General features: G+C 66.3%; 18 protein-coding genes. 11 read left to right on the top strand and 7 right to left on the bottom strand.

What is annotated here, in order from left to right; genetic code table 11:
- The 3 genes from AC2VOG_RS02885 to AC2VOG_RS02895 form a co-directional block, all read left to right on the top strand.
- A partial coding sequence (locus AC2VOG_RS02885) for an FAD-binding oxidoreductase (RefSeq protein WP_486938412.1) occupies window positions 1-1,077 on the top strand: 1,077 nt, incomplete at its 5' end.
- A gap of 113 nt (window positions 1,078-1,190) precedes the next feature.
- The gene (locus tag AC2VOG_RS02890; protein WP_486938413.1) at window positions 1,191-1,646 is read left to right on the top strand and encodes a nitroreductase family deazaflavin-dependent oxidoreductase; all 456 of its coding nucleotides are present in this window, start codon (window positions 1,191-1,193) and stop codon (window positions 1,644-1,646) included.
- Between the two features lie 43 nt (window positions 1,647-1,689).
- A complete protein-coding gene (locus AC2VOG_RS02895; RefSeq protein WP_486938414.1) occupies window positions 1,690-2,298 on the top strand; it encodes a cation efflux transmembrane domain-containing protein in 609 nt (202 codons plus the stop codon).
- Window positions 2,299-2,333: 35 nt separating this feature from the next.
- Here the strand turns inward: AC2VOG_RS02895 and AC2VOG_RS02900 are convergent, their stop codons facing one another.
- On the bottom strand, window positions 2,334-2,900 hold the full coding sequence (locus AC2VOG_RS02900; protein ID WP_486938415.1) for a TetR/AcrR family transcriptional regulator: 567 nt from the start codon (window positions 2,898-2,900) through the stop codon (window positions 2,334-2,336).
- An 85-nt stretch (window positions 2,901-2,985) separates the two neighbouring features.
- Here AC2VOG_RS02900 and AC2VOG_RS02905 point away from each other — a divergent pair, with 85 nt between their 5' ends.
- The 4 genes from AC2VOG_RS02905 (at window position 2,986) to AC2VOG_RS02920 (ending at window position 6,334) form a co-directional block, all read left to right on the top strand.
- Window positions 2,986-3,906, top strand: coding sequence for an NADP-dependent oxidoreductase (locus tag AC2VOG_RS02905; RefSeq protein WP_486938416.1), 921 nt, complete (start codon window positions 2,986-2,988; stop codon window positions 3,904-3,906).
- A gap of 231 nt (window positions 3,907-4,137) precedes the next feature.
- Window positions 4,138-4,479 carry a CocE/NonD family hydrolase C-terminal non-catalytic domain-containing protein gene (locus AC2VOG_RS02910; RefSeq protein WP_486938427.1) on the top strand — a complete coding sequence of 114 codons (342 nt, stop codon included), beginning with the start codon at window positions 4,138-4,140 and terminating at the stop codon, window positions 4,477-4,479.
- 31 nt (window positions 4,480-4,510) lie between these two features.
- A complete protein-coding gene (locus AC2VOG_RS02915) occupies window positions 4,511-5,746 on the top strand; it encodes a cytochrome P450 (RefSeq protein WP_486938417.1) in 1,236 nt (411 codons plus the stop codon).
- Window positions 5,747-6,334, top strand: coding sequence for a TetR/AcrR family transcriptional regulator (locus AC2VOG_RS02920; RefSeq protein WP_486938418.1), 588 nt, complete (start codon window positions 5,747-5,749; stop codon window positions 6,332-6,334). It abuts the gene before it with no gap.
- Here AC2VOG_RS02920 and AC2VOG_RS02925 read toward each other — a convergent pair.
- Together AC2VOG_RS02925 and AC2VOG_RS02930 are read right to left on the bottom strand one after the other, a co-directional pair.
- Window positions 6,315-7,451, bottom strand: coding sequence for an acyltransferase family protein (locus AC2VOG_RS02925; protein WP_486938419.1), 1,137 nt, complete (start codon window positions 7,449-7,451; stop codon window positions 6,315-6,317). The two genes, AC2VOG_RS02920 and AC2VOG_RS02925, sit on opposite strands and share 20 nt — an antisense overlap.
- A complete protein-coding gene (locus AC2VOG_RS02930; protein ID WP_486938420.1) occupies window positions 7,448-9,157 on the bottom strand; it encodes a DEAD/DEAH box helicase in 1,710 nt (569 codons plus the stop codon). The genes AC2VOG_RS02925 and AC2VOG_RS02930 overlap by 4 nt, the downstream gene beginning before the upstream one ends.
- Before the next feature lie 94 nt (window positions 9,158-9,251).
- On the opposite strand from AC2VOG_RS02930, the gene AC2VOG_RS02935 reads away from it, so the two are divergent.
- Window positions 9,252-9,800, top strand: a complete 549-nt coding sequence (locus AC2VOG_RS02935; protein ID WP_486938428.1) for an LppP/LprE family lipoprotein — start codon at window positions 9,252-9,254, stop codon at window positions 9,798-9,800.
- Between the two features lie 37 nt (window positions 9,801-9,837).
- Window positions 9,838-13,251: a TM0106 family RecB-like putative nuclease gene (locus AC2VOG_RS02940; protein ID WP_486938421.1), complete on the top strand. Its 3,414-nt coding sequence runs from the start codon at window positions 9,838-9,840 to the stop codon at window positions 13,249-13,251.
- Between the two features lie 25 nt (window positions 13,252-13,276).
- Here the strand turns inward: AC2VOG_RS02940 and AC2VOG_RS02945 are convergent, their stop codons facing one another.
- A complete protein-coding gene (locus AC2VOG_RS02945) occupies window positions 13,277-15,115 on the bottom strand; it encodes an MFS transporter (RefSeq protein ID WP_486938422.1) in 1,839 nt (612 codons plus the stop codon).
- A complete protein-coding gene (locus tag AC2VOG_RS02950; protein WP_486938423.1) occupies window positions 15,112-15,309 on the bottom strand; it encodes a hypothetical protein in 198 nt (65 codons plus the stop codon). Before AC2VOG_RS02950 ends, AC2VOG_RS02945 begins: the two co-directional genes overlap by 4 nt.
- Before the next feature lie 262 nt (window positions 15,310-15,571).
- Between AC2VOG_RS02950 and AC2VOG_RS02955 the strand changes: the two genes are divergently transcribed.
- Together AC2VOG_RS02955 and AC2VOG_RS02960 are read left to right on the top strand one after the other, a co-directional pair.
- Complete coding sequence (locus tag AC2VOG_RS02955; protein WP_486938424.1) at window positions 15,572-16,327, top strand: hypothetical protein; 756 nt, start codon at window positions 15,572-15,574, stop codon at window positions 16,325-16,327.
- Window positions 16,328-16,500: 173 nt separating this feature from the next.
- On the top strand, window positions 16,501-20,169 hold the full coding sequence (locus AC2VOG_RS02960; RefSeq protein ID WP_486938425.1) for a multifunctional oxoglutarate decarboxylase/oxoglutarate dehydrogenase thiamine pyrophosphate-binding subunit/dihydrolipoyllysine-residue succinyltransferase subunit: 3,669 nt from the start codon (window positions 16,501-16,503) through the stop codon (window positions 20,167-20,169).
- Between the two features lie 45 nt (window positions 20,170-20,214).
- On the opposite strand, the gene AC2VOG_RS02965 is transcribed toward AC2VOG_RS02960, so the two are convergent.
- Window positions 20,215-23,157, bottom strand: a complete 2,943-nt coding sequence (locus AC2VOG_RS02965; protein ID WP_486938426.1) for an MMPL/RND family transporter — start codon at window positions 23,155-23,157, stop codon at window positions 20,215-20,217.
- A complete protein-coding gene (locus AC2VOG_RS02970; protein WP_486938429.1) occupies window positions 23,154-23,558 on the bottom strand; it encodes an MmpS family transport accessory protein in 405 nt (134 codons plus the stop codon). Before AC2VOG_RS02970 ends, AC2VOG_RS02965 begins: the two co-directional genes overlap by 4 nt.
- Window positions 23,559-23,605: the final 47 nt, after the last annotated feature.

The raw sequence follows: 23,605 nt of genomic DNA on the forward strand, positions 1-23,605 counted from the left end.
GTCGTCGATCCGGTCACCCGCACCGCGGTCTGCCAACCGGGACTGCTCAACGCGGAAGTGAAGAAGACCGTCGCCGAATACGGCCTGTGGTATCCGCCGGACCCGTCGTCGTATGAGATCTGCAGCATCGGCGGCAACATCGCCACCAATGCGGGCGGGCTGTGCTGCGTCAAGTACGGCGTGACGACCGACTACGTGCTCGGCGTGCAGGTGGTTTTGGCCGACGGCACCGCGGTCCGGCTTGGTGGGCCCCGGCTGAAAGACGTTGCCGGCCTTTCGCTGACCAAGTTGTTCGTCGGCAGCGAGGGCGTGCTGGGCGTGATCACCGAGGTGACGTTGCGGCTGATGCCGGCCCAGCAGCCGTTGAGCACGGTCGTGGCCAACTTCGCGTCGGTGGAGGCCGCGGCCCAGGCGGTGCTCGGGGTGACCTCGCGACTGCGCCCGGCGATGCTGGAATTCATGGACCGCGCGACCATCAACGCCGTTGAGGACAAGCTGCGGATGGGCCTGGACCGCGGGTCGGCCGCGATGCTGGTGGGCGCCTCCGACGAACGCGGCCGCGGCCGCGGCGAAGACGCCGAGTTCATGGCCGCGACTTTCACCGAATTCGGTGCGACGGAAGTCTTTTCGACCGACGACCCGGACGAGGGTGAAGCCTTTGTAGCGGCGCGGCGATTCGCGATTCCGGCGGTCGAGGAGAAGGGGCCGCTGCTCCTCGAGGATGTCGGCGTGCCGGTTCCGGCGCTGGCCGCGCTGGTCAGCGGGATCGAGCGGATCGCCGCCGCGCGTGACCTGATGATCGCGGTGATCGCGCACGCCGGCGACGGCAACACCCACCCGCTGATCGTCTACAACCCCGACGACGCGGCGATGACCGAGCGGGCACAGTTGGCCTACGGCGAAATCATGGATCTCGCATTGGGTCTCGGCGGCACGATCACCGGAGAGCACGGCGTCGGACGGCTGAAGCGTCCGTGGCTGGACGGCTACCTCGGACCGGAAGCGATGGCGTTGAACCGTCGCATCAAGGACGCGCTCGATCCCATGGGGATCTTGAACCCCGGCGCGGGCGTCTAGGCACTTGTGTCACAGCAGCCTCCCCGGGAGACGGCGTTCGATGTGCCCACCTTCGAGCGACAATTCGGCGCTGCGACATCGACAAAGCATTGACCGCACAGGAGGCACCCGCAATGAATCGCAATACCATCATGGACAGCAGCGCCAAGCTGATGAACTTCGCGCACCGCGTCGTCCTGAAGACCACCGGGCACCGGCTGCTGGCCCAGCCGTTCGGGATGCCACTGGTCGAACTTCACACCACCGGACGCAAGTCCGGGCTCCCCCGCTCCTGCTACCTGACCGCGCCGGTTCACGACGACCACCGCGTGGTGCTCGTGGCATCCAAGGGCGGCGACGACCGCAACCCCGACTGGTACCAGAATCTGCAGGCCCACCCGGACGCCGAGATCGTGATGAACGGTGAACGGCGGAAAGTGCACGCGCGGACCGCCGACGCGGCGGAGAAGGCCGAGCTGTGGCCGAAGATCGTTGCGGCTTACCAGGGTTACGCCGGATATCAGCGACGGACCACGCGCGACATCCCGGTGGTGATCTGCGAGCTGCAGGGCCCGGCCGGCGAGAGGTGACGGCCCGCCGTCCCACCTCGCCGGGTATGTGAGACTGACTGCGATGACTGACTTCGACGTGGCCGCACACCGAAAGCTGCTGCGGCGCGGCTTCGCCCTCGAATACATCACCCTGGCCTGGAATGTCGTCGGCATCGTGATCCTGGCGGTGGCTGCCATCACCGCCAAATCGGTGGCGCTGGCTGGGTTCGGCCTGGACTCGCTGATCGAGATCGGCGCCTCGGTGGTCGTGATCTGGGAGCTCTCCGGGACCGGGGAGGCCCGGCAGCGGTTCGCGCTGCGGCTCATCGGCGCCGCCTTCGGGGCGTTGGCGCTCTACCTGCTGGTTCAGTCAACGCTAGTGCTGGTCAACAGTTTTCATCCTGAGCATTCCCGCCTGGGCATTGCGTGGACCGCGGTCACCGCTGCGGCGATGTTCGCACTCGCGGCCGGCAAGGCGCGAACCGGTGCCGCCCTGGGCAATCCAGTGCTGAGCACCGAAGGCCGCGTCACCCTGATCGACGGCCTGCTCTCAGCGGCCGTGCTGCTCGGCCTGCTCCTCAACAGCCTCGCCGGTTGGTGGTGGGCCGATCCGCTCGCCGGCTACGTGCTCGTGTTCTACGCGCTACGCGAGGTCAGGGAGATCTTCTTCACGCCCACACCCGCCGTCTAGCAACGGCCAACGCCTGCCTGGCTGAGCGCAGCGCGTCAATAAAGGCCGGCAGTGCGTAACTCTTCTACCGCCTGTCGAGCGAGGACCCCAAATTCGTCATCGGGCGCTGCGGCACTCCAGCGTTGGAACGCGATCTGCCAGGCCAGCGCGCCCAACCGGGCGGCGGCGGCAGCAGTGAGATCCGCGCAACCACGGCGCCGAAGCGACTCGGTTATCGACGCGATCAGACTCAGGCCCTTGAGGGCCTCCCGTTCCCGCAGTTCTGAGCTGGCATCGATGACCGCCTGTCTCCTGACCGCGAATTCGCGGCGCTCGGGGGTGAAGACGTGCCGTCCGACCTCGTCCAGGGCGTGAGCAACCACTGCCATCGGTGGCAACTCGGCCGGCGCGCCCAGGATGGCGTCTTCAACCAATGCGGCCACGGTGTTTCCGCCGAAGAGCACTTCACGTTTGTCGGGGTAATGACGGAAAAAGGTGCTCTTGGTGAGCCCGGCACGTTCGGCGATCTGCACCACGGTCGTCTGCTCATAGCCTTGTTCGGCGAACAGTTCGAGCGCTGCGGCGACGAGTCGTTCACGTGCATTGGGTTGCCAACGGGCCATGGGACCCCATCTTATGGCACTTAGTCCCGTCATCGGGTATACAGTGACGGGACTAAGTCCTATCACTGAGCCTTGGGAGGTGGTCGTGGGTATCGCCGTGATCTATGAATCGTTCGGAGGCCCCGAAGTCCTCCAAGTCAGAGAGGTACCCGAGCCGCATGCCGGCCCCGGCGAGGTTCGCATCCGGGTGGCCTCTGCCGGCCTGAACCCGATGGACTGGGGGATCGCCGCGCGGCCCGAACTGGCGGCCGCGTTCGGCATCAGCGTCCCGGCCGGCTTCGGATCCGACTTGGCCGGCACCGTCGACGAAGTTGGTTATGGAGTCGCAGGTTTCGCGGTCGGCGACCGCGTCTTCGGCGCCGCAATCGGCAAGGCTGTCGCCGACTACGTCGTCGTCCAGCCAGTCGGCGCGCTTTGGCACACCCCCGAAGGAGTCAGCGACGAGGTGGCGAGCACGCTCTCCGTAGCCGGCATGACCGCGTCCGCGGCAGTGGACGCCGTCGATCTCCAGCCGGGAGACGTCGTGCTCATCGGCGCCGCGGCGGGCGGTGTCGGCGTGTTTGCTACGCAGCTCGCGCGGCTGGCGGGCGCGACCGTCATCGGCACCGCATCCGAGGGAACCTTCGACTTTCTCCGGGGGCTCGGCGCGCGGCCCGTCGCCTATGGAGCCGGACTCGTAGAGCAAGTTCGCGAGATTGCCCCTGCCGGTGTGACCGCTGCTATCGACCTGTTCGGGACGGAGACCGTCGAAGCGGCACTGGCGCTCGGCGTAGCGCCGCAACGAATCGCCGTCGTTGCGGTCGGCACCGACCTCCCCGAAGGTGTGCACGCCACAGGAGCAGCTGGAGCACGGCCGGAGAACATGGATACCCTCACCGCCGCGATCGCCTCGGGTGTCCTCACCGTGCCGATCGCCGCCGGCTTTCCCGTCGATGAGATCCGAGACGCCGTCACACTCCAGGCCCAGCGGCACGTTCACGGCAAGATCGTGGTGCACCTGCGATGAGTACGACGACCGTTCAAGCGGAGCATCGGCGGCGGATCGCGGAGCAATACGGTCCCCTCGGTCCACACCAGGTCGAACTCGACGACTCAGTGACCGTCACTGTTGATGACGGTCTCGAACTAGCCGGAATCCTCGCTCTCCCAAAGGGTCTCGGCAGGGCGCCGGTCGTACTCAGACGCCCCCAGCGCAGACCTGTACTTGCGATTGCGGGACGTCTTCGGCAGCGGGCCGGTGCAAAGCGTCACCGACGGCATCCTCCGCGTAACGGATCCCGTCCTTCACGTCGGCGTTCCCGTCGACATCGACCTCGGCCCTGTCGGCCATCGGTTCGCTCCCGGGCATCGCCTTCGGCTGCTCGTTGCCAGCGGTGCGCACCCCTACTACAACCGCAACCTCGGCAACGGCGAACCAACCGCGACGGCCACCCACACTCGCGTAGCGCACCAGGCGATTGCCGTCGGCGGTACTGACGGACTGCGCATCAAGCTGCCGCTGGCTGATCGACTTCAGACTCCTGGAGAAACAGCCCCGTCGTCGCGTAACCGAAGCCCGCCTCCCGAAGGCCATCGTTGACATATCCACTCCCATGTCGTAGCAATAAGACATGACAGCCACTTTGTCTCGCGCTCCGCAGTTCCGGCTCGCGACCGCTGAGACGTGGGCCAACCCGTGGCCGATGTACCGCGACCTGCGCGATCACGACCCGGTGCATCACGTGGTGCCGCACAGCAAACCCGCCGACGATTACTACGTGCTGACCCGCCACGCCGACATCTGGGCCGCGGCAAGAGACCACGAGACGTTCTCGTCGGCGCAGGGCTTGACCGTCAATTACGGCGAGCTGGAAATGATTGGGCTGGCCGACAATCCGCCGATGGTGATGCAGGATCCGCCGGTGCACACCGAGTTCCGCAAGCTGGTGGCCCGCGGGTTCACCCCGCGACAGGTGGAGGCCGTCGAGCCGAAGGTCCGCGAATTCGTCGTCGAACGCCTCGAACGGCTGCTGGCCGACGGCGGCGAAGGAGATATCGTTGCCGATTTGTTCAAGCCGCTGCCGTCGATGGTCGTGGCCCACTACCTCGGCGTCCCCGACGAAGACCGCGGCCAGTTCGACGGCTGGACCGACGCCATCGTCGCGGCCAACACCGCCGAGGGCGGCGTCGCGGGCGCCCTGGAGACCGTCGGCGAGGCGGTCGGCTCGATGATGGCCTACTTCACCGAGTTGATCGAACGCCGCCGCTGCGAACCTGCGGACGACACTGTCTCGCATCTGGTCGCCGCAGGTGTCGGGGCCGACGGAAATATCGCCGGCACGCTGTCGATCCTGGCGTTCGTCTTCACGATGGTCACCGGCGGAAACGACACCACCACCGGCATGCTGGGCGGCGCGGTCCAGTTGCTGCACCAGCGGCCTGATCAGCGGCGCCTGCTCGTCGAGAACCCGGATCTGATCCCGGCTTCCGTCGACGAGTTTCTGCGACTGACCTCACCGGTGCAGGCGTTGGCCCGCACCGCTACCCGCGACGTCACCATCGGCGACACCACCGTCCCGCGAGGCCGTCGGGTGCTGCTAGTTTACGGATCCGGTAACCGCGACGAGCGCCAATTCGGTTCGGATGCCGGTGAACTCGACGTGCGGCGGCACCCGCGTAACATCTTGACCTTCAGCCATGGCGCCCACCACTGCCTGGGCGCGGCCGCGGCGCGCATGCAATCGCGGGTCGCATTGACCGAACTGCTCTCCCGCTGCCCCGATTTCGAGGTCGACGAGCACGGCATCGTCTGGGCCGGCGGCAGCTATGTGCGTCGCCCGCTGTCGGTACCGTTTCGGGTCGCCTAGATGCCGGCCAACGCTTGGATCGGCGAGCGCCGCAACCAAGTCGCCGCCGACCGGATCCTCGACGCCGCCGAGGAGTTGTTCACCCACCACGATCCCGGTTCGGTCGGCATGCATGAAATCGCCAAAGCCGCCGGGTGTTCGCGCGCGACGCTGTACCGCTACTTCGAGAACCGGGAGGCGCTGCGCAGCGCCTACGTCGCCCGCGAAACCCTCCGGCTGTCGGAGTCGATCGACGTCGACCACATCGAAGACCCTCAGGAACGTCTGGTCACCGGCATCGTCACCACACTTCGGCTGGTGCGCCAAAGCCCGGCGCTGTCAGCCTGGTTCGCGACGGCCTCGGGCCCACTCGGCGCCGAGCTGGCCGAGGAGTCCGACGTGATCACCGGTCTGGCCACCGCATTCGTCACCTCGCTGGGCGACGACCAGCCGGCGAACGTCACCGCCCGCGGTCGGTGGCTGGTCCGCGCGATCACATCGCTGCTGATCTTCCCCGGCCACGATGAGGCCGACGAGCGGGCGATGCTCACCGAGTTCGTCGCCCCCGTCGTGGTGCCCGCAGACGAGTTCAGTCGCGCACCCGGGTGAACCGGTGCAGCAACCAGGCCGGCGGAATCGTGATGGCCGTGGTCGCCACGAACAACCCGGCCATCGAACCGGTGTACACGTGATCCTGCAGGATGTAGACCATCGCGAATTCCATTGTCACCAAATGGATCAAGAAGATTTCGTAGGAGATCTCGCCGAGCCATACCATCGGTCGACTGGCCAGTAAGCGAGCGTAGAGACCCTCGTTGCCGAGCGCCAACGGCGCGACCGCCAGTGCCGCGATCGCCGCGTAGAACACCGCCTTGTACAGCGCTTGCGACATCCCGAGCGGCGACGTCGTCGGATCACCGGCAAGAGGAGTCGACGCGATGAGATAGCAGATCGCCGCGATCGGCAGGGCGACAAACCCGTAGCAGCGCACTCCCATTCGCTGCAGCACGGTCAACGCCATGCCGGCGAGAAACCAGATGAGATAGGTGGGTAACCACAACCGGGCGCCGTTGGGAATCGACGTGAGCAGGTGGACGCCGACTAGCCATAGCGGGGTGATCAGCGCGAGCGCCGCGATCCCGGCCAGCAACAGCTTGGGGCGCCACTGCCGCCGGCACAGCACCACCACGAGCAGGTAGGCCAGCAGCGGAAGAACAACGTAGAACGATCCTTCCACGGCCAGGCTCCACATCTGGGTCAGCCCCTGATGCAAGTACCCGCGCATGTAGTTGAAGGTGTAGATCTGCGTCAGCGTCAGATTGCGGAACAGTCCGAACCAGGTGTGCCCGTAATTGGGCCCGACATGCCGAAAGTGGTAGATGGCGTAGGCGATCAACACCGTGACGACGTAGGCCGGCATGATGCGCCGCACCCGATGCCAGGCGTAGCGCCGGATCGACGGCTCCGGTCCGCCGGTCGCCACCGACTTCACCCAGGGCCGGAACAACAAGAAGCCGGACAGCACAAAGAAAATCGGGACGCCGATCTCCATTCGCGAACACATCAGGCCGTAATAACCCTCGATGTATTTTCCGGTGGTGTAAGCCGCGTGGGTACCGACCACGAGAAGTGCTGCGACACCACGGACACCAGTCAGCGAGGCGACCCGATCCGGCCCGGCCACCTGCTCGAGCCCGCCCTGCGCCGAGGTGTCGGCCCGGGTCATCCCTTGTGGTCCCGCCGCGGCGCGCCACGACCGCCGCGGCGGTTCTTGTCCGGAGCCCGATCCGGTTGCAGATTGATCAGCTGACCGGAGATACGAGTGTTCTCAAGGGCTTTGAGTGTCGCCCGGGGCAATTTTGCCGGCAGTTCCACGAGCGAGAAATCCGGTTTGATGGTGATGTGGCCGAAGTCGCTGCGGTGCAGTCCGCCCTCGTTGGCGATGGCGCCGACGATCGCACCCGGTCCGATCTTGTGCCGCTTGCCGACCGCGATGCGGTACGTGGCGAGACCCTTCGTGGATCCGTCGCCGAAGCTGCGAACGGGTTTGGCCGGCCGGTCCTGGTGCTCGCGTTGCCGGCGCTCGGCGGGAGATTCGGGCGACATCAGAAAGTCTTCGCCGTCGCGCGACTGCAGCGCCAGCGCCGCGGCGATGTCGGCCATCGGAACATCGTGCTCGCGTTCGTAATCCGCGACCAGGCGACGGAACAATTCCAGCCCGGGCGAGCCGAGGCTGTCGGTGATGGAGTCGGCGAACTTCGCCACCCGCTGGGCGTTCACGTCGTCGACGCTGGGCAGTTGAGCCTCGGTCAGCTTCTGCCGGGTCGCCTTCTCAATGGACTTCAGCAAGTGGCGCTCACGCGGCGAGACGAACAGCAGCGCGTTACCCGACCGTCCCGCCCGGCCCGTCCGGCCGATGCGGTGCACATATGACTCGTTGTCGTGCGGAATGTCGTAGTTGACCACATGCGAGATCCGCTCGACGTCCAATCCCCGGGCCGCGACGTCGGTGGCGACCAGGATGTCGATGCCCTTGGCGCCGCCCTCTTTGAGAGCGGTGATCGTCCGCTCGCGCACCGCCTGCGGGATGTCACCGTTGATGGCAGACGCGGAAAAGCCTCGGGCGCGCAGCTTTTCGGCGACCTCTTCGGTCGCCTGCTTGGTGCGCACAAAGACGATCATCGCTTCGAACGGCTCGACCTCCAGGACCCGGGTCAACGCGTCCATTTTTCGCGGGCCGGCCACCTGGATGTAGCTCTGTGCAATGTTCTCAGCGGTGGCGGTTTTCGCCTCGACCTTGACCTCGGTGGGGTCGTGCAGATACTTGTTGCTGAGCTTGCGGATCGCCGGTGGCATGGTCGCGGAGAACAGCGCGACCTGTTTGTACTCCGGCGTCTCGGCCAGGATCCGCTCGACTTCCTCGGCGAAGCCCATCGTCAGCATCTCGTCGGCCTCGTCGAGCACCAGGTAGTCGACGTGGGACAGGTCCAGCGTCCCGCGCTCGAGGTGGTCGATCACGCGGCCGGGCGTGCCGACGACCACCTGCGCACCGCGCTTCAGCCCGGCGAGCTGCGTCGTGTAGGACGCTCCGCCATAAATCGGCAGCACGTTGATCTGCGGCAGGTGGGTGCCGTAGCGGCTGAACGCCTCGGCCACCTGCAGCGCCAGCTCCCGGGTCGGGGCCAACACCAGCGCCTGGGTGGCTCTGTTGCTGGTGTCGATCTTGGACAGGATAGGGACCGCGAACGCAGCCGTCTTGCCCGTTCCGGTCTGGGCCAAACCGACCACATCCGAGCCCGCCATCAGGGCCGGAATCGTCGCTGCCTGAATCGCCGACGGCGACTCGTAGCCGACGTCGGCAAGGGCCTGCAGCACCGACGGGTGAATCTGCAGGTCCGCGAAGGTCACGGTGTCATCATGCGGGGAGTCCATGTCGAGTCAAAGCTTAGTGGTCGACTGCCACTCGGCCACGCCTGCCGCGTCGACGGGGCTGGTCAAGGTACCGTGCGGCGTTGTGTGGACACCAATGCGGCTGATCGGGATAACCGCCGCCGCGCTGCTCGCCGCCCCGCTGAGCGGGTGCGGATCGGGGGATTCGACCGTCGCGAAGACTCCCGAGCCCACCAGCCACACCACCGCCGCCGCACGGCCGACGGCAGCAGCGCCGCCCGCGACCGCCGCGCCGACCAGCGCCGGGCCCGTCGACCCCTGCGCAGTCAACCTCGCCGATCCCGCGATCGCCCGCGGGGTGTCCGAGCTGCCGATGGATCCGCGCAGCCACCAGCCGTGGAACCCCGAGCCGCTGGCCGGCAACTTCAACGAGTGCGCGCAGCTGTCCGCGGTCATCGTCAAGGCCAACACCAACGCCGAGAGCCCCAACACCCGCGCGGTGCTGTTTCATCTCGGCAAGCTGATACCGCCCCAAGGGGTGCCCGACACCTACGGCTTCAACGGTCTCGACAACTCGCAGTGCACCGGTGACACGGTGGCGCTGAGCTACTCCGGCGGGATCGGCCTGCCCAGCATTGTGAAGTTCCGCTGGAACGGCAACGGGGTGGAGCTGATCGCCAACTGAGCCCGAGTTGTCGGTGCGGCCACCTACAGTGGCTGCTGTGTTCATGGCCGGCGACACTGTCATCTTCAGCGCATCGGATCTCGCGTCCGCGGCGCGCTGTGAATACGCCCTGCTGCGGGATTTCGACGCCAAACTCGGTCGTGGGCAACACGTCACCGTCACCGACGACCTGTTGGACCGCACCGCGGCGCTCGGTGACGAGCACGAACGCCGCCGGCTCGACCACCTGCGCGACGAGCACGCCGGCGGCGTCGCGGTAATCGGCCGACCCGCCCCCCTCACCCGCGAGAACATCAACGCGGCCGCGACACAGACCCGGCGCAAGATCGACCAGGGCGTACCGGTGATCTACCAGGCCGCGATGTTCGATGGCCGCTTCGTCGGGTTCGCCGATTTTCTGGTGCTGCGCGACGGCAGGTATCAGGTGTCCGATACCAAACTGGCCCGCTCGGCGAAAGTCACTGCGCTGCTTCAGATCGCCGCCTACGCGGACACCTTGCGCAAGGCCGGCACCGCAGTGCACCCCGAAGCGGAATTGCTGCTCGGTAACGGCACCGCGGTCAACTACCAGGTCGACGAACTGATCCCGGTGTACCGCGAGCAACGCGCGCGACTGCAGCGCCTGCTCGACGATCACTACGCCGCAGGCTCCCCGGCGCGCTGGACCGACGACGGCGTTCGGGCCTGCTTTCGGTGCCCGGTCTGCGCGGATCAGGTGCGCGCCGCCGACGACCTGCTCCTCGTCGCGGGCTTGCGAGTCAGCCAGCGCGCCAAGCTGATCGACGCCGGTCTCGTCACCGTCTCCGACCTCGCCGGGCACTCCGGTCCGATTGCCAACATGTCCGCGCGTTCGGTCACCGGACTCGTCGCCCAGGCCACCCTCCAGATCCGCCAACGCGACATCGGCACACCACAGTTCGAGGTCGCCGACCCGCAACCGTTGACGCTGCTCCCCGAGCCTGATGCGGGCGATCTCTTCTTCGATTTCGAGGGTGACCCGCTGTGGACCGCCGACGGCGTCGACTGGGGTCTGGAGTATCTGTTCGGCGTTCTCGAAGGCGGCAAGGCGGGCGCTTTTCATCCGCTGTGGGCACACGACAGACCCGACGAACGCACGGCGCTCACCGACTTTCTTTCGCTGGTTGCCGAGCGGCGCACGCGTTTTCCCAACATGCACATCTATCACTACGCCGCATACGAGAAGACGGCCCTGCTCCGGCTGGCCGGTCGTCACGGCGTGGGGGAAGACGACGTCGACGACTTGCTGCGCAGCGGAACGCTTGTCGACCTGTATCCGATCGTACGCAAGACCATTCGTACGGGTAACGAGTCGCTGAGCCTGAAGGCGTTGGAGCCGCTGTACATGGGATCCCGGCTGCGCTCAGGTGACGTGACCACCGCCACCGACTCGATCACGCAGTATGCGCGCTACAGCGAACTGCGCTCCGGCGGCGACCTGGGTCGGGCGGCGGCCGTCCTCAAGGAAATCGAGGGCTACAACCAGTACGACTGCGAATCCACCCGCGAATTGCGTGATTGGCTGATCATCCAGGCCGCCGAGCACGGCGTCACACCGATCGGTGCCCAACCGGTTTCCGATGGCGACGTCATCGAGGCCATCGACCCGCTCGCGACAACCCTGCAGCGATTCAGCGAAGACGCCGCGACCGGTGACCGCACTCCCGAGCAGACAGCCGTGGCGCTGGTGTCGGCGGCCCGCGGCTTCCACCGACGAGAAGACAAGCCGTTCTGGTGGGCCCACTTCGACCGGCTGAATTACCCCGTCGACGAATGGGCCGATGAGACAGACGTTTTCATCGCCAGCGAAGCGGACGTCGAGGTCGACTGGAGTAGGCCACCCCGGACCCGCAAACTGCAGCGGCGGGTTCGATTGACCGGCGAATTGGCCCGCGGCGGGCTCAACGACAAGGTCTTCGCGCTCTACGAGCCACCGGCCCCGTCCGGGCTGACCGACAACCCGGACCGGCGCGCGGCCGGCCACGCCGAAGTCGTCAGCTTCGACGACCCGACGGTCCCGACCTCGGTGGTGATCTGCGAACGGACCCCGGTCGACGGCAACACTTTTCACCAGCTCCCGTTCGCGCTGACGCCGGGTGGCCCGGTCAACACCAAGCCGCTGCGCCAGGCCATCGACGCGGCAGCGGCCCAGGTTGCGGCGAACCTGCCACGCCTCCCCCGTACCGCGGTGATCGACGTCCTGCTCCGCCGCCGACCACGAACCCGCAGCGGCGACGACCTTCCCCGCAGCGGCGATTTCATCGCCGACATCACCGCCGGTCTGCTCGACCTGGATTCGTCCTACATCGCGGTGCACGGGCCGCCCGGGACCGGCAAGACCTACACCGCGGCGCGCGTCATCACCCGACTGGTGACCGATCATGGTTGGCGGGTCGGGGTGGTCGCGCAATCGCATGCGGTGGTGGAGAACCTGCTGCAGGGCACCATCGACGCCGAGATCGACCCGGCACGGGTGGCCAAGAAGGGCGACCGTCCGGGTGCGGCATGGCGGCAGATCGGCAAGAACGACTACCCGGCATTCATCAGCGACACATCAGGATGCGTGATCGGCGGCACCGCCTGGGACTTCGCCAACCCCGGGCGGGTCCCGCCGGGAAGCCTCGACCTGTTGGTGATCGACGAAGCCGGCCAGTTCTGTCTGGCCAACACCATCGCGGTGGCCGCGTCGGCCGGCAACCTGCTGCTGCTGGGCGATCCGCAGCAGTTGCCGCAGGTCAGCCAGGGCACTCATCCCGAACCGGTCGACGGGTCCGCGCTGGGCTGGCTGATCGAAGACCACCGCACGCTGCCCGCCGAGCGCGGCTACTTCCTCCACCGCTCACGTCGCATGCATCCCGCCGTGTGCGCTCCGGTGTCGGCGCTGTCCTACGGGGGTCGTCTGCGCCCGGACACCGAAGTCACCGCCGCGCGCCGCCTGCACGGCTATCCGGCCGGGGTGCAGGTGCTGCGCGTTGCCCACGATCGCAATTCGACCGAGAGCCCCGAAGAGGCGGACGCGATCGTTCAGCTGATCAACACGCTGGTCGGCTTGGACTGGACAAGCGAGCACGGTATCCGGCCATTGGCGTCCACCGACGTACTGGTGCTGGCTCCCTACAACGCACAAGTGCTGCTGCTGCGCCGGCAGTTGGCTTCCGCCGGCCTTGGCGACGTCCGGGTGGGAACCGTCGACAAGTTCCAGGGCGCCGAGGCGCCGGTGGCGATCGTATCGATGACAGCCTCGTCCGTCGACGACATCCCACGCGGAATTCCGTTCCTGCTCAACCGCAATCGGTTGAACGTGGCGATCAGTCGAGCACAGTACGCGGCCGTGGTTGTCCGGGCCGACACGCTGACCGACTACCTGCCGCCGGCGCCGGGCAGCCTGGTCGAACTCGGCGCGTTCTTGGCATTGACGGCGCCCGCGATCTAGCTGCCGGAGACAACGCCACGACGGTCTAGGGGTCGCGACGGTAGCGCCGGTCGGCATCGACACCAAAGCGGCCCTGGCCGTTGGCGATTGGCTCGATTTCCGTGGTCGTCGTCATGTCGTCGAGCTGGCCGCGCCACGACTCGGCGGGCGTCGGGCGGCGTGGCGGCGAGGCGGCAGGGCCCGACGGTCGCGGCCGCGCGGCGGGCGCCGGCGACAGCGTGTACTCGACGTAGTCGTCGTCATCTTCGAAGCCGTCCTGGTAGCCGTCGACGTCGCTCGCCAACGCCGTGGCGCTTGACCTGACCCGTACCCGCCGGGTCGGCGCATCGGGGCGCTCACCCGTCGAGGCGGACGTCTCGACATCATCCGGGGACCGGGTGGATCCGACCAGAAACAGCGCCGCGCAGATCCCGAACAGCGCGACGAACGCCGGCAACAACATCGACTGGGACATCGCGGCGGCAAACGGCACGTGCAAGAACTCCGGCAACTCCAGGCCGCCGCCCGAACCGCCGTGTGGTCCCGAGCCGCCGCCGGACATCGGCCCCAGGGCGACCGTGATTCGCGAGGTCATGAACGAGGCCATGCCGGCGCTGCCCAGCACGGCGCCCACCTGCCGCGTCGCGTTGAACACCCCAGAACTGGCGCCGGCGAACCGCTGCGGCAGGTTGCGGGTCGCGGTCGCGGTGATCGGCGCCCAGATGAATGCCATCGCCACGCCCAGCGCAAAGAACGGCAGCACCAACTGCCAGATCGGGGTCGACGGCGTCATCACGATGGAGAGCCAGGTCAGTCCGATCGCCAGCGCCGAAAAGCCGAACCCGATCACCGGCCGCGGATGCACCCGGTCGACCAGCTTGCCGGCCAGCGGCGCCAGCACACCGCTGGTGATCGCCATCGGCGCGGTCAACAAGGCCGAGCGGGTCGGCGACATTCCACACACCGCTTGGGCGTAGAACATCAGCGGCAAAATCATCCCGGTGGCCGCGAAGGCGATGACCACGGCGGCGGCGTTGCACAGGCTGAAGTCGCGGTCACCGAAGATGGCCAACGGGATCAGCGGTTCGAACTTGCTGATCGACTGCCAGTAGACGAACGCCGTCATGAAACCGACGCCCGCCACCAAAACCGCCCAGATCCAGGGCGCCCAGTGCTGCGACTGGCCTTCCTGCAGCGAGAACACGATCAGGAACATTCCCACCCCGGACAGCGTCACCCCGACCAGGTCAAAGCGGTGGTTGTGCGTGGACAGATCGGGGACCAGCCAGAACGCCAGCGCCAGGCCGACAATCCCAATCGGGACGTTGACAAAGAAGATCCAGGCCCAGCCCATCGAGTCGACCAGCACCCCACCCGCCAACGGTCCGACCAGCGTGGCCACCCCGGCGGTCGCGCCCCACACGCTCATGGCCACCCCGCGGCGCTCGGCGGGAAAGACTCGGGTGATCAACGACAGCGTCTGAGGACTCATCAATGCGGCGCCGAGGCCCTGCGCCACCCGCGCGGTGATCAGCATCCCGATCGTGCCCGACAGCCCGCACCACAAGGAGGCACCGGTGAACACGGCCAGACCGACCAGATACAGATTCTTGGGCCCGAATCGATCACCGAGCCGACCAGCCACCAGCAGCGGGACCGCGTAGGCCAACAGATAGGCACTGGTCACCCAGATCACCATGTCGTAGCTGGTGCCGAGCTTGACCATGATGCTGGGATTGGCGACCGCGACGATCGTCGAGTCGAGCAGGATCATGAAGAAGCCGACCATCATCGCCCACAGCGCGTTCCACGGGTTGACGTCCTCGGCGCGGTTCCCCTTCGCCGGGCCGCGGCCCGGCCGACGGCTGATTGTCACTCCGGTCATATCTTCACCTCGTCCGCGTGGGAAAGCCGTGTCTGACCGGCTCGCAATGAACCGGCAAAGCCTCGCGTCGAGGCGCTCACCATGCGGTCGACATGCCGCTCCAGCAGGGTCGGGAGCATCTCACAGCCGTGCATCGGATGCGCTCTGAGCAGCGACAACACCGATATACCCAACAAGGTGAGATGGTAGGCCATCGACTGTCCATTGGCTTGGCGGGCCGGCCGGGCTCATCGTCGAGCGGGGAGCGGGTCCGCATAGTCATCGCGCGCGTCCAGCAAGGATTATTCCCAACGGACAGACGGCATGCGAGCCTGGCCCCATGTTCGTCGGCACCGGCGCTAGCCTGAAGGCACGTCACCACCCGCAACGAAGCCGGCCAATGCACTTCGGCCCAGCGACGATGCGGGCCGCGAAGCGGCCCGGGGAGGAACCGGGCCATCAAACCCGGAGGCATCCATGAGCGCCCGACGCAACCGGTCATCGACCGGCTCATTGCCTGCGACCACCGAGGGCAAGCCCAAACGGTCGGCGCGGGCGTTGGCCACCATCATCGAGCGCAGTTCCCGCATCCAGGGACCGGCCGCGGCCGCCTACGTCGAGAGGCTGCGACGCCTAGATCCTGACGCCAACCCGGCCGCGGTTGTCGCGAGGCTGGAAAAACGCTTTGTGGCAGCCGTGACGGCCAGCGGCGCAGCGGTGGGCTCGGCCGCGGTGCTACCCGGGTTGGGCACCTTGTCGGCGCTGTCCGCCGCCGCCGGTGAGACGGCGGTGTTTTTAGAGGCGACGGCGTTCTTCACGCTGGCAGTCGCATCGGTGTACGGAGTCGCGACCGGAGAACGGGAGCGACGCCGTGCGCTGGTGCTGTCGGTGCTGGTCGGCGACGACAGCAAGCAGGCGATGACCGAACTGATCGGCGGCGGCCGCACCAGCGGGGCCTGGTTGTCCGAAGGCGTGGCGACGCTGCCGATGCCGGCGCTGGCACAGCTGAACTCGCGACTGCTCAAGCGCGCGGTGCGACGGTTCACACTGCGTCGCAGTGCGCTGCTTTTCGGTAAGATCCTGCCGGTCGGCATCGGCGCCGTGATCGGCGCCGTCGGCAACCGCCTGGCCGGCAAGAAGATCGTCCGCAACGCCCGCAACGCCTTCGGGACGCCGCCGGCGAAATGGCCGGTCATCCTGCATTTGCTCCCGACGGTTTCCGACGCGGTCTGAGCGTGGCGTAACGGCACACCAACCCCGCACGGGGTCACATGGCGGATCGCGGGCAAAGGGTTAGCCTTTATGAGGCGGCCCGCCGGGCACGAGGGAGGACCCGGCGACGACGGTAGTAGTGGCAAGCGTGGCAAAGCGTTTTCCGGACAGAGGAATCGAGGCGAGCAACTGCTGTGAGCAGTACTAGTTCACCCTTCGGACAGAACGAATGGCTGGTCGAGGAGATGTACCGCAAATTCCGCGACGACCCCTCCTCGGTCGATGCAAGCTGGCATGAGTTTTTGGTCGACTACGACCCCGAATCGACGGGTGAGGCGTCGGCCGAGGTGAGCCCGGCCACGGCGGCCCCGCCGCAGGCCGCACCCGTGCCCGCCGCGTCGGGCAACGGCGCACCAAGCAGCCCGCGACCGGTGGCTCACGCGCCTGCGCCGAAGCCGGCCGGCCCCCCGCCCGCCGAAGGCGACGAGAATCAGGTGCTGCGCGGCGCGGCTGCGGCGGTCGTGAAGAACATGTCGCAATCGCTGGCGCTTCCGACGGCGACCAGCGTTCGCGCCATCCCGGCCAAGCTGATGATCGACAACCGCGTCGTGATCAACAACCAGCTCAAGCGCACCCGCGGCGGGAAGGTTTCGTTCACTCACATCCTGGGCTACGCGTTGGTGCAGGCGCTCAAGAGCTTCCCGAACATGAACCGGCACTACGCCGAGATCGACGGCAAGCCGAACTCGGTGACCCCGGCGCACGTCAACCTGGGCCTGGCCATCGACTTGCAAGGCAAGGACGGCAAGCGATCGCTGGTTGTCGCCGGTATCAAGCGCTGCGAAACCATGAGCTTCGGCCAGTTCGTCGCGGCGTATGAAGACATCGTCCGGCGGGCCCGTGACGGAAAGTTGACCGCCGAAGACTTTGCCGGCGTGACGATTTCGCTGACCAACCCGGGCACCATCGGCACCGTGCACTCGGTGCCGCGACTCATGGCGGGCCAGGGCGCGATCATCGGCGTGGGGGCGATGGAGTACCCCGCCGAGTTCCAGGGCGCCAGCGCAGAACGTATCGCCGAGTTGGGAATCGGCAAGCTGATCACCCTGACCTCGACCTACGACCACCGCATCATCCAGGGCGCGGAGTCGGGCGACTTCCTGCGCACCATCCACGAACTGCTGCTCGCCGACGACTTCTGGGACGAACTGTTCCGCGAGATGGGCGTGCCGTATCTGCCCATTCGGTGGAGCACCGACAACCCCGACTCGATCGTCGACAAGAACGCCCGCGTGATGGAGTTGATCGCGGCCTACCGCAACCGCGGTCACCTGATGGCCGACATCGACCCACTTCGGTTGGACAACACCAGGTTCCGCAGTCACCCCGACCTCGAGGTAGTCACCCACGGGCTCACCCTGTGGGACCTCGACCGGGTGTTCAAGGTCAACGGCTTCGGCGGCTGGGAATACCGCAAGCTGCGTGACATTCTGGGCCTGCTGCGCGACGCCTACTGCCGCCACATCGGCGTCGAGTACACCCATATCCTCGATCCCGAGCAGCTGGCCTGGCTGGAAGAGCGGGTTGAGACCAAGCAGGTCAAACCCACTGTGGCGCAGCAGAAATACATCCTGAGCAAGCTCAATGCCGCCGAAGCGTTCGAGACGTTCCTGCAGACGAAATACGTTGGCCAGAAGCGGTTCTCACTCGAAGGCGCCGAGAGCACCATCCCGCTGATGGATGCGGCGATCGACCAGTGCGCCGAGCACGGGCTCGACGAAGTGGTCATCGGCATGCCGCACCGCGGCCGGCTCAACGTGCTGGCCAACATCGTCGGCAAGCCCTACTCGCAGATCTTCAGCGAGTTCGAAGGCAACCTCAACCCCGCCCAGGCACACGGCTCCGGGGACGTCAAGTATCACCTCGGCGCCACCGGCGCCTACATACAGATGTTCGGCGACAACGATATTCAGGTCTCACTCACCGCGAACCCGTCGCACCTCGAGGCCGTCGACCCGGTGCTGGAGGGTCTGGTTCGGGCCAAGCAGGACCTGCTGGACAAAGGCGAGGGTGAGCACGGAAACTCCGTGGTGCCGATGATGCTGCACGGTGACGCGGCCTTCGCCGGCCAAGGTGTCGTGGCCGAGACACTGAATTTGGCCAAGCTGCCCGGGTACCGGGTCGGCGGCACCATTCACGTCATCGTCAACAACCAGATCGGGTTCACCACCGCGCCGGAATACTCGCGGTCCAGTGAGTACTGCACCGACGTCGCGAAAATGATTGGCGCACCGATCTTCCACGTCAACGGTGACGACCCGGAAGCCTGCGTGTGGGTGGCCAGGCTGGCCGTCGACTTCCGGCAGAAGTTCAAAAAGGACGTCATCATCGACATGCTGTGCTACCGCCGCCGCGGGCACAACGAGGGCGACGACCCGTCGATGACAAACCCCTACATGTACGACGTCGTCGACGTCAAACGTGGCGTCCGCAAGACCTACACCGAAGCGCTGATCGGTCGCGGCGACATCTCGATGAAAGAGGCCGAGGACGCGTTGCGCGACTACCAAGGCCAACTCGAGCGGGTCTTCAACGACGTCCGCGAACTGGAGAAGCACGGCGTGCAGGCCAGCATGTCGGTGGAGTCCAACCAGATGCTCGCGGCCGGACTGGACACCGCGGTGGACAAGGCGCTGCTGGCCCGCATCGGTGACGCATTCCTGGCTCTGCCAGAGGGATTCGCCGCCCACCCGCGTGTCACACCGGTGCTGGAGAAGCGCCGCGAAATGGCCTACGAGGGCAAGATCGACTGGGCCTTTGGCGAGCTGCTCGCCCTGGGTTCGCTGGTGTCCGAAGGCAAGTTGATCCGGTTGTCCGGGCAGGACACCCGCCGTGGCACGTTCTCCCAGCGGCATTCGGTGATCATCGACCGCCAGACCGGTGAAGAGTTCACCCCGCTGCAGTTGCTGACGATCGACAAGGACGGCAACCCGACCGGCGGCAAGTTCATGGTGTTCGACTCACCGCTGTCGGAGTACGCCGCCGTCGGCTTCGAATACGGCTACACGGTCGGCAACCCGGACGCATTGGTGTTGTGGGAGGGCCAGTTCGGCGACTTCGTCAACGGCGCCCAGTCGATCATCGACGAGTTCATCAGCTCCGGCGAGGCCAAGTGGGGCCAGCTGTCTTCCGTGGTGCTGCTGCTGCCGCACGGCCACGAAGGCCAGGGACCCGACCACACCTCGGGCCGCATCGAACGGTTCCTGCAGTTGTGGGCGGAGGGCTCGATGACGATCGCGGTGCCGTCGACCCCGGCCAACTACTTCCATCTGCTGCGTCGCCACGCGCTGGACGGCGTGCAGCGTCCGCTGATCGTCTTCACCCCGAAGTCGATGCTGCGCAACAAGGCCGCGGTCAGCGACATCCGGGCGTTCACCGAGGACAAATTCCACTCGGTGCTCGAAGAGCCCACCTACACCGAAGGTGTCGGCGATCGCGCCAAGGCCACGCGGATGCTGTTGACCAGCGGCAAAATCTACTACGAGCTGGCCGCCCGCAAAGCCAAGGACGACCGGGACGACATCGCGATCGTGCGCATCGAGCAGCTTGCGCCGCTGCCCTACCACCGGCTCAGCGAGACGCTGGACCGCTACCCGAATGTCAACCAGTACTTCTGGGTGCAGGAGGAGCCGGCCAACCAGGGCGCCTGGCCCCGGTTCGGCCTCGAGCTGCCCGAACTGTTCACCGACAAACTGGCTGGCATCAAACGGATTTCGCGGCGCGCGATGTCGGCGCCGTCGTCGGGTTCGTCGAAGGTGCACGCCGTCGAGCAGCAGGAGATCATCGACCAGGCGTTCCGCTGATCGGCTGAGCGCAACCCCGGGGGCAAAGCCCGCCGATTGTGCAGGTTATGAGCGCTGAACCGCCCGAAAGCCGGCCATAGGCTGCACACTGGGCGCGGAATACGGCGGGGCCGCGGTGACGTCGGTGTGCGCGCGGGCCGGCGCGGGTGCCGCCGGCCGACGTCGCGTTCGCGGCGGACGTGACTGCACGTTCATCGGCCACCAGAACCAACGGCCGAGCATCGCGGCGATGGACGGCATCAGGAATGACCGCACCACCAACGTGTCAAACAGCAGGCCCAGACCGATGGTCGTACCCACCTGGCCGACCGCGCGGTTGTCGCTGACCAGCATCGAGGCCATGGTGAAGGCGAACACCAGACCGGCGGCCGTCACGACCCGCCCGGTGCCACCCATGGCCCGGATGATGCCCGTCTTGAGACCGGCGCCGATCTCCTCTTTGAATCGCGCGACCAGCAGGAGGTTGTAGTCGGATCCGACTGCCAACAGGATGATCACCGACATCACCATCACAAGCCAGTGCAGCCTGACCCCGAAGAGGTACTGCCACAGCAGTACCGACATCCCGAACGACGCACCCAGCGACAGCGCGACCGTGCCGACGATCACCAGCGCGGCCACCAGGCTGCGCGTGATGAGCAGCATGATGATGAAGATCATGCACAGCGACGAGATGCCCGCGATCATGAAGTCGTAGTTCGAAGCTTCCCGCAGATCCTTGAAAGTCGCTGCGGTGCCTGAGATGTAGACCTTGGCATCTTCTAGCGCGGTACCCTTGAGCGCCTCATAGGCCGCCGCCTTGATCGCGTCGATGCGCGACATCCCTTCGGCGGTCGCGGGATCACCCTTGTGCGAGATGATGAACCGTGCCGCCTTGCCGTCCGGCGACAGGAACAGCTTCTCGACGCGCTGGAAGTCCGGATTGGCGAACACCTCATGCGGCAGATAGAAGGAGTCGCCGGTCTTGGCGGCGTCGAAGTCCTTGCCCATCGCGGTCGCGTCGTCGCTGAGTTCGTTCGCCTGGTCGAACATTCCGGACATGGTGCTGTGCATGGTCAGCACCATGGTCCGCAGACTGCGCATGGTCTCGATTTGCGGTGGCAGCAGCGCAACCAGTTGCGGCACGACGGCGTCGACGCTGTCGATGTCCTTGCTGAGCTCGCCCAGCTTTTCGCTGAGTTTGTCCACGCCGTCGGTGGCGTTGTACGCCGACCGAATGGCCCAGCACATCGGGATGTTGTAGCAATGCGGATCGGCGTAGAAGTAGCTGCGCAGTGGCCGGAACGTGTCGTCGAAATCGGCGATGCTGTCCCGTACTTCGTTGGTAATGGCCAACGTGTCCTTGGTGACGCCGGCGACATGGTGTGTGGTGCCGACCATCTGATTCATCAGAGTGTTCACGCGTTCCAACGATGTGATGGTGCCGCCGAGTTGGTCGGCCAGCTTGGACATGTCGTCGAGGCGGCCCTTGGCTACCTGCAAGTTCTGCAGCTGCCCGGCGCTCTGCATGCTCAGCAGGAACGGGATGGAGGTGTGCTCGAGCGGGGTGCCCTGCGGACGCGTGACACTTTGCACCCGGGCGATGCCCTCGACGCGGAAGATGCTCTTGGCCAGCCTGTCCAAAACCAGGAAGTCCGCCGAATTGCGCATGTCGTGATCGGACTCGATCATCAAGACCTCGGGCATCATCCGTGCTTGCGAGAAATGCCTTTCCGCGGCGGCCATGCCGATGTTGCCCGGGGTGTCCCCGGGAATGTAGTCACGGTCGATGTAGCTGACCTTGTAGCCCGGCAGCGCCAGCAGCCCGACCATGGCGACCGCGCACGTCGCCGCGAAAATCGGCGCCGGCCAACGCACTACTGCGGTGCCCACGCGCCGCCACCCGTGCACACTGTGCTGCCGTTTGGGCTCCAGCAGCCCGAACCGGCTGCCGACCGCGATGACAGCGGGAATCAGCGTGAGCGCAACCGCGACGGCGACCAGCATGCCAACCGCGCAGGGTGCGCCCACCGTCTGAAAGACCGGCAGCCGGGCAAAGCTGAGGCAGTAGGTCGCTCCCGCGATGGTCAGGCCGGACGCCAAAACCACATGGGCGACACCGCGATACGCGGTGAGGTACGCGGTTGCGCGGTCCTCACCGTTGTGACGTGCCTCGTGATAGCGCCCGATGAAAAAGATGCCGTAGTCGGTGCCGGCCGCGATCGCAAGCGACACCAGCATGTTGGTGGCAAACGTCGACAGCCTGATCGCGTCGTGCAGGGCGAGGAACGCGACAATGCCGCGCGCAGCCGCCAATTCGACGCCGACCATCGCCAGTAACAAGGCCACCGTGACGAAAGACCGATAGACGAACAGCAACATCACGAAGATCACCGCCGCCGTGACGATCATGACCTTCGCGACGGTCTTGTCGCCGCTCGTCAGACCGTCGGCGGCGACCGCGGCCGGCCCGGTGACATAGGCCTTCACGCCCCTTGGCGCCGGGACACTGTCGACGATCTTCCGGACGGCGGCAACAGAGCCGTTCGCCGACGTCTCACCTTGATTACCAACAAGATTCAGCTGGACATAGACGGCTTTGCCGTCGGCGCTCTGCGCGCCCGCAGCCGTCAGCGGATCACTCCAGAAGTCCTGGATGTGCTGAACATCTCGCGGGTCGGCTTTCAACCGGCCGACGATGTCCTGGTAGTAACGATGCGCGTCGCCGCCGAGCTGATGGTCGCCCTCGATGACGACCATCGCCATGGCGTCGGAATTGGACTCCTGGAATACCTTCCCGATACGCGCCGCCGCCCTGACCGACGGCGCGTCTTTGGCTCCCAATGACACGGCATGCTCGCGGGCAACGTGTTCGAGCGAGGGGATCGCCAGAGTCACGATCGCCGTTATCGCCAACCACCCGAGAATGACGGGTACCGAAAACTGGCGGACCAACCGCGCGACGAATGTCGCCGCGGCGTGCTCATGCCGCAATTGATGGCTGGTCATGCGCCCTTGATCCGACAGTAGGTGAACGCGTTCACTTCGATCGAAATCCTTTCGGCTTTGCCATGACCGTCGACCCCGATGCGGCAGCCAATGCAGTTGCTGTCGCCCTGCGCCGCAACGTCGCCAACGACAGCTGGGCTGTTTGTCGTGAACTCGATGGAGCAGGCAATCGTCCGCTGCGGGTCAGCGTTGACATCAAAATAGCTGATGTCCGCCACCGTACCCACCGGGCCGAATACCTCGTAGCCTACGGACTTCGGGGTGAGCTGCCAGGCGTCGACCGCGTCCGACGTCTCGTAAGGCGCGCGCTTGCCCGAATCGGACACGGCACGGACGCGCGCCACGCAGAAGCCCGCACCAGCGACGACGGAATGTGACCTGCGGGCGCGTACCCGTGAAATTCCGCCTCTCGACAGCACTACGCGATCCACCGCACCGGCTATCGGGC

The organism is Mycobacterium sp. TH-M11 (assembly GCF_057473725.1).